Raw genomic sequence first — 3,385 nt, 5'->3', positions numbered from 1 at the left:
TCATAATACCTCCTAAACGTTAAAATATTTCCCCTTTAATCTTATCCTGAAGTCTGATGGTCGTCAATGGTGAGTTTGGCTCTTTTTTTAGTCTTTTTTCCTTGGTTTTTAAATACTTATGGACCCCTCGTAGAACCACTCAGGGGTGACGGACAAAGGTGGTAGAGGCATTCAGGAATGACAACGCGGAGGTGTTTTTCTCCGTGTTGTATTTATCTTTTTGTGTTTTCGTCTTTTCCGGGGGTTATGAGGGGGCAAAGCCCCCTCATTGTCTGTTCCGTCATTCCCGAAATTTTTTATCGGGAATCCAAGTTTTTGCTTTTTCTTTGGTTTTAAAGACTGTGGACTGTAGACCCCGGCTTAAAAATTGCCGGGGTGACGAACGAAGGGTGATAGAAGCATTCAGGGGCAGGCTAAAAACGGCTTAAAAATTGCCGGGGTGACGAATAAGGAAGGTCATTGCAGTGGCAGAAAATAAGGGATTGATAAGAGGGAATTCTTTCCCCTTTATGCTGAGAAAGACGTTTTTCCTCCCTCAGTGGTTTTTACGTTTTTCTTTTAATTCCTTAAGGGGGGATCAGTTTCCTTCTATAGCCGGGGCCATAGGAGGTTCACCCCTTGTAGCTATAGTTCGGTCACTGAAGCTTCCAAGAGATGAAAGGTATTCGCAGACTTTAAAAGATACCTGGCTGAGAGGAGGTAGACCACATGGAAACGAAAAAGTTTGTCTACTGGCAGGAAGGCAACATATGGGTTGGATATCTTGAGGAACACCCCGATTACTGGACCCAGGGGGAAAGTGTGGAGAAATTAAAGGAAAACTTAAGAGAGCTTTATCAGTAATTAAGCAGTGGAGCAATTCCTTGTGTTCGCAAAATGGCTGACTTTGGAAGTGGGATGAAAAGAAGAGACCTGCTTTGAAAATTAGAAGAAATGGGTTGTGTTCTTATCAGACATGGTAAATAGCATTATATTGGTTCAAAATCTGCGGACGAAGGCCTCACAGCCAATTTCCCACTATCTACTGTAACAAAGCCCGGAGTTGGGAGATTCTGCCTCGGCCTCCTTCTTGCTACACACTTCCTATCAGCATGCTTTTTACAAACTCTAAAAATTCCTCGATGGCAAAAAATGGGTCAGCACTTATGTAGCTCTCCTTAGCAGCGTATTCCGTCTCTTCATGAAAGTGTTTCGGGAAAGTCTTGATTTCCCTCCAGCGCTTATGTGGAGCATTATCATGCCGGTAAATCGTCCCATTAATTATTCTTCTATCCCAGTGATAGGAGTATTTCCCTCCAGATGAGTAAAAAACGTCTACAATTGAGCCATCCACTATATTTAGCCTTAACTTTAATGGCTCTTTGCTTTCTGTATAAATGATTTCGCCTTCACTCACGATGTCACCAAATTTTTGCATTGCTACTTCAAGTTGACGCTGATAAACTTGCAAGATAGCCATTTATTTTTTCCAATGCGGAATCAAGATTTTCCAGAGCTATTAAGTCTTCCCAGGCTGGATGCTCCTCTATTTCTCCCTCCCGAATTTTTCTTTCTAATTCCTCTGCTGAAGAAACCTTATACCGAGAGAGTATTTCCAGTCGGTCAAGCATGACCCCCCTTTTCTTTTCCTTTAAAAGTGATTCGATACCTTTGTCCAGCAAGGAGTTTTTGTCCAGAGCTATATACCGACTTATCTCCTCGATTATCTCAGCCTTCATTGCTATCCTCCTCGTGAAATCTTGCATCCAATGCTATTATATCATGACCATCTATAATCCAATGTACGATGATTGTCCCTTTTCATATCCCCGTCAATCCTCCAACGAAGTCAACACCTCTCCCAAGACCTCAGGGGAAATCCATAATCCTGCTTTAACCAATTCCTGAATAGCACTAATTGCTTCGTTCCTGGTAATGACGTCCATTTCATATGCTTTCATAACAACACCCAGGCATCCGATAGCCTGTAGCCCCAAAATTCTAGCACCAACTCTTGCCAATTTATCATCCGCTAAAACCTGCTTTACATTTGCATGCAAAGCGAGGGACAGTGCATATATCTCTCCCTCATGTAGTCCCAGCTCTCTTCCCATTTCCTTTACTTCCGAAGAAAGCTCTACCTCTTTCACTTTTATCCATCCTTCTCTAATTCCTGAAATTATTGGAGGAACTTCTTGCTTTGTTACTTCCTCTTTAACCTCTTTTGGGATGAGCACCTCTGAATATAATTTCTTTAAAAGGTCTAATCTTCTGATTTTGGCCAGGAGAATGAGTGGACTTGCATCACTTACTACGGGCATATTCGAGGTCCTCTCTCAACTCGTCGAGGTCATACTGAAATATAATCTTTCTCTTTGGCAATTCTGCAAGCATCTCAGCCAGCGAAACACCTGCTATTTCTGCGGCTTTCCATAAAGTCACTTTCTGTAACCTGTACATCTCCAGTGCTTTGTTCATCTTCCATACATTTAATCCTTCCTCCATTATCTTGGTTAGCAATGTGGATTTATCTACTTTTTCCCTTTCTGCCCAGTACTCTATCTCTTTCATAAGCTCTTCAGGAAGCTGCGCCATAACTTCTCCAGACATATTTATTCACCCCCTGTTTTGGTAATTCAACCGAAACAATGTTCGAGGTTCTGTATTGATTCTTAGAACCTGGCATTCTTCTATATTTTATCACTAATCCAGCCGTATATTTTTTGATACCATTCTTCATTTTCGTCCTGGGCTCATAGTCTAAAGCCCTGCTTGTCTTCTCGATGGAGTCTCCACCACGCGTGATTTGCCTATCTTATTATCACTCCGAACTGGAGCCGGAGAGCTTCCTCTTCTGTTATGCCTGAAATCTTTTATCGGGAATCCACTGAGGAAGGCTTTCTCTTCCTCAGTAGTCTTTTGCATTTTTTGTTTTTCTTTTAGTGTAGACTGGCTGTCTTTTTGAGGGATTATAAGGGGGTTTTCTCTTTATAGTTTTGGACCCCTCGTAGAACCATTCAGGAATGACCTTCCCCCTCCGTCATTCCCGAAAGTTAGGCGGGAATCCAAGTTTTTGCTTTTTCCCTTTTGTCCTTCTATTGTGAACCATAGGGATGTCCCCTCCCAATATAAAGATTCCTGATAGAACCACTCAGGAACGACCCCCCTTCGTCATGCCTGAAATCTTTTATCAGGCATCCAGAGGTTTTTGTCCATAATTCTTTGTCTTTATAAAGATCAGATCTTTTTACTGGATAATATCCGAGTAGAGGTCTCGCCATTCCGGATTCATTTTCTCAATCAGATTTATTTTCCAGTCTCTTCTCCATTTCTTGAGTTGCTTTTCTCTGGTGATTGCCGAATAAGCATCTTCATAAACCTCATAATAGACTAAGCTGTGCAGGTG

Annotated in this window: 5 protein-coding genes; 1 reads left to right on the top strand and 4 read right to left on the bottom strand. The window is 41.9% G+C overall.

Translation table 11 applies throughout. The annotated features are described in order from the left end of the window. Window positions 1–708: 708 nt before the first annotated feature. Window positions 709–843 (top strand): hypothetical protein, encoded by a 135-nt coding sequence (locus GXZ17_RS04485; protein WP_409376089.1) that lies wholly within the window; start codon window positions 709–711, stop codon window positions 841–843. 229 nt (window positions 844–1,072) lie between these two features. On the opposite strand, the gene GXZ17_RS04480 is transcribed toward GXZ17_RS04485, so the two are convergent. The 4 genes from GXZ17_RS04480 to GXZ17_RS04465 all read right to left on the bottom strand — a co-directional run bounded on the left by GXZ17_RS04480 (window position 1,073) and on the right by GXZ17_RS04465 (window position 2,589). Beyond that, window positions 1,073–1,459 carry a DUF6516 family protein gene (locus GXZ17_RS04480; RefSeq protein ID WP_409376088.1) on the bottom strand — a complete coding sequence of 129 codons (387 nt, stop codon included), beginning with the start codon at window positions 1,457–1,459 and terminating at the stop codon, window positions 1,073–1,075. Continuing rightward, window positions 1,425–1,718, bottom strand: a complete 294-nt coding sequence (locus tag GXZ17_RS04475; RefSeq protein ID WP_409376087.1) for a hypothetical protein — start codon at window positions 1,716–1,718, stop codon at window positions 1,425–1,427. The genes GXZ17_RS04480 and GXZ17_RS04475 overlap by 35 nt, the downstream gene beginning before the upstream one ends. 93 nt (window positions 1,719–1,811) lie before the next feature. Beyond that, window positions 1,812–2,300 carry a hypothetical protein gene (locus GXZ17_RS04470; protein ID WP_409376086.1) on the bottom strand — a complete coding sequence of 163 codons (489 nt, stop codon included), beginning with the start codon at window positions 2,298–2,300 and terminating at the stop codon, window positions 1,812–1,814. Then, the gene (locus GXZ17_RS04465) at window positions 2,284–2,589 is read right to left on the bottom strand and encodes a UPF0175 family protein (RefSeq protein ID WP_409376085.1); all 306 of its coding nucleotides are present in this window, start codon (window positions 2,587–2,589) and stop codon (window positions 2,284–2,286) included. Before GXZ17_RS04465 ends, GXZ17_RS04470 begins: the two co-directional genes overlap by 17 nt. Between the last annotated feature and the right edge of the window lie 796 nt (window positions 2,590–3,385).

This window comes from Candidatus Sordicultor fermentans (assembly GCF_012728195.1).
Classification (GTDB): domain Bacteria; phylum Atribacterota; class Atribacteria; order Atribacterales; family Caldatribacteriaceae; genus Sordicultor; species Sordicultor fermentans.
This window is presented reverse-complemented; position numbering and strand designations above follow the sequence as displayed.